This is a genomic window from Streptococcus sp. UBA632, assembly GCF_002300045.1.
In the GTDB taxonomy this organism is placed as follows: Bacteria; Bacillota; Bacilli; order Lactobacillales; family Streptococcaceae; genus Streptococcus; species Streptococcus alactolyticus.
Genome location: NZ_DBPA01000062.1, coordinates 612 through 3,880 on the forward strand (window position 1 = coordinate 612; position 3,269 = coordinate 3,880).

Here is a 3,269-nt window from a genome sequence, read left to right on the forward strand (position 1 = left end):
TCCCCTTTTTGTTCACGCTTATTTTCCTCAAAAATCGGTGTCCCTGTGAAACCATACCAGAGCGAATTGACAAAGAAACGCTCCAAAATGCGTTGACGCTCAGGCGTTACGGCGCGGTGACACTCATCAACCACAAAGGCAAGCTCAAGGTTTTTGATGCGATTGTATTGGCGAGCGTGACGCCCTTCCTCAAACTGACGCAACATGGCATTGAGTTTTTGGATAGTGGTCACCACCACGCGCCTTTCCTCAGAAGCCAGATTTTTAACCAATTCTCTGGTATCATCAGTCTCATCGACATCAATCATGTCATTGGCTGCATAAGACGCAAAGGCTGCTGTGGTTTGTTGGTCCAAGTCCGTGCGGTCAATGACAAAAATGGTCTTTTGAATGCGTGGAATCTGCAAAAGATTGCGTGCCACCTTATAGCTGGTCAGGGTCTTCCCTGAACCCGTCGTGTGCCAGATAAATCCTGATTGTCGGTTATTACTTGCTTTTTGAATGGCTTGTATAGCATGCACCTGATAAGGACGCAAGAGGATAATCGCTTTCTTATCATCGTCAATGACAGAGTACTGCATGACCATCTGGTGGGCCATTGGGATAGAGAGCACGTTTTTAGCAAAGTCTGTTAGATGTGGTTGAGCCTCGTTTTCTTCATTCACCCACTTGGTCAAAAAGCGCTCATTGAGTTTGTTGGACTTGGCTGCTGCGATGTAGCGGGTTTCATTGATATTTGACACAACAAACATTTGCAAACATGAGTAAATACCTCTGAATTGCCCTTCTTGTTCGTATTTTTTGATTTGACGAAAGGCGTCCATATAAGGGTGAAAACGGTTTTTTAGCTCAATCTGAATCATGGGCAGACCGTTGATGAGCAAGGTCACGTCTAGCCGACGTTCTCTGACTGCATCTCCCTTAGAGATGAGTTGATTAGCCACTTCATAATCAGGTTTGACTTGGTTAACGACTTCGTAGCTTGATTTGCCACCAGCGATATTGTCACGCCAAACAACATTGAGACGAATGCTGCCAAGTGTGGCATCTTCACGTTGCACTTGTACTTTAGCAATGCCATTTTCACCTGCCAGCCATTTGGCCGCCTCGTAGAAATTCACGAATTGCAGCTGGTTTTTAATCTGGCGCTTTTCTTGGTCGGTCAAAGGGTGGTCCCCCAAGACAGATACATTGTTAGCTTGCAATTTTTCAAAGAAATTGTCCCAAAGATCAGCCTCGGTATTGAGCTCAGGTCGGTAAACCCACTGACTTTCTCCCATCACCAATTGGCGGATCAATTCGTCTTCTAGTTGACTTTCTTTTTTGATAGCCGTTGGTGGAGTGATAGGTTTTGGAGTTGGTTTAGATTCTTGCACGACTTCTGCCACGAGCTTCTCTTTTGGCATCATCCTCAAGCTAATGTCAAAATCTTTCAAGTCTACTTCATTGGCCTCTTGCACAAGTTTCAACAAATGATTGGCAAAGCCTTTTAGGGTTTGCTCGGCATTTTTGGCACGTACATCGGCACCCTTGTAGTAATCAGGGTGTTGCTTGATCGCAAGATAGCCGTCCAAAACATCGTTTAAACGTTTGGTTTCCACATCATAGACGGCCGCCATTTCTGAGGTATTGTCTTGTTTTTTGTATTTGTCAAACAAGGCTTCTTGGTAGTTTTTGATGTCTTGATAAGTCCCTAGCATGTGTGGGGCGTATTCTTGTATCAGGACCAAACGAGGATCGCTTTTGCTAAACATAGAGCCCTCCTTCTTGCATGAAGCCAAAAAACCTGCCATTTCTGACAAGTTCTTTATTTACTAATTGGCTGGGATTTTGAGCCATTTTTCATATTCTCCTTGAACCTAGTGTAATGATTTTATTTTATCATATTTTCAACCATTTTCAAATCACATCACTAGTCCTCTTTAACGGGCTTTTGCTCTTTTAGAGACTCAAATTTAGCACGCATGGTAGGATTCTTGCGGGTTAATTTTTTGACGGAAACATCATCTAGTTTGTTATTGGCAAGGCGGAGCTGATTTTCACTGGTCGTCAAGAAGCGTTTGACCTCCTCCATACGGCGAATAGACTTGTCGATTTCGTCAATAGCCTTTTGGAAATTGGTGCTGGCGGAATTGTAATTTTTGGCAAAGGCTTGCTTGAAAGTTTCAAGGTCATCTTCAAAATGCGTGATGTCGATGTGTTGCTCACGAACCAAGGCCAACTCTTGCTTGTACTTGAGCGAATTAAGCGCCGCATTACGCAAAATCCCAATCAACTGAATAAAGAGTTGCGGACGAACGACATACATTTTTTCGTACTCGTGGCTGACATCCACAATCCCCGTGTTGAAATAATCATTGTCCGCTTCCAGCATGCTGACCAAAACGGCATACTCGCATTTTTTCTCTCTGCGGTCCTTGTCCAATTCCTTGTAGAAATCCTTGTTCTTGTGCTTGGTCTTGGTTTCATCCGCTTCGTTTTTCATCTCGAACATGATAGATAGTATTTCAATACCATTCTCGTCTGTTTCGCGGTAAATGAAATCCCCTTTGGAACGGCTGCCTGATGATACCTCATTGTCCTTGCCAAAGGTAGCATTTGGAAAGGCAATAGCGCGCACCTTGTTGAATTCTGTTTCGGCATAGACTTCCAAGCTTTCTCCGATAGCCTTGGTGGATTGTTGCGCTTTGAAATTCTTGTAAAATTCGACCTGCTCATTGGCTGCCTTGAGTTGGGCTTCGTAGTCACTTTTGACTGAGGCAAGCGACAACTCCGCTTCTTTTTCTTGTAAGGCTAATTGGGACTGGGCTTCGTCACGTTCTTTTTCGACAGACGCCACCGCCTCCACCAAACTGGTCTTGTTTTCCAAAGCCAAACGTTCCAACTGGTTTTTCAAGTCCAGCACTTCTTTGTCTTTTTCATTTAGGGCTTGGGTTAATTCCAAATCCTTGACCGAAGTAACATTTTCTAATTGTGCCTTCAGATCTGCAACTTCCTTGTCTTTCTCGCTCAAAGATTGTTTCAACTCGAGGTCTTTGACTGAGGCGACATTGTCCAATTGGGCTTTTAAGGCTGCGATTTCTTGCTCTTTTTCATTTAGGGCTTGGGTTAATTCCAAATCCTTGACCGAAGTAACATTTTCTAATTGTGCCTTCAGATCTGCAACTTCCTTGTCTTTCTCGCTCAAAGATTGTTTCAACTCGAGGTCTTTGACTGAGGCGACATTGTCCAATTGGGCTTTTAAGGCTGCGATTTCTTGCTCTTTTTCA

General features: G+C 43.8%; 1 protein-coding gene and 1 pseudogene. Both read right to left on the reverse strand.

From position 1 onward, the window contains the following. Positions 1–1,280 (reverse strand): annotated as a pseudogene (locus tag B3473_RS07160) (DEAD/DEAH box helicase family protein); the annotation flags it as partial. Between the two features lie 632 nt (positions 1,281–1,912). Further along, positions 1,913–3,232 (reverse strand): DUF2130 domain-containing protein, encoded by a 1,320-nt coding sequence (locus B3473_RS07165; protein ID WP_414717678.1) that lies wholly within the window; start codon positions 3,230–3,232, stop codon positions 1,913–1,915. Positions 3,233–3,269 lie beyond the last annotated feature (37 nt).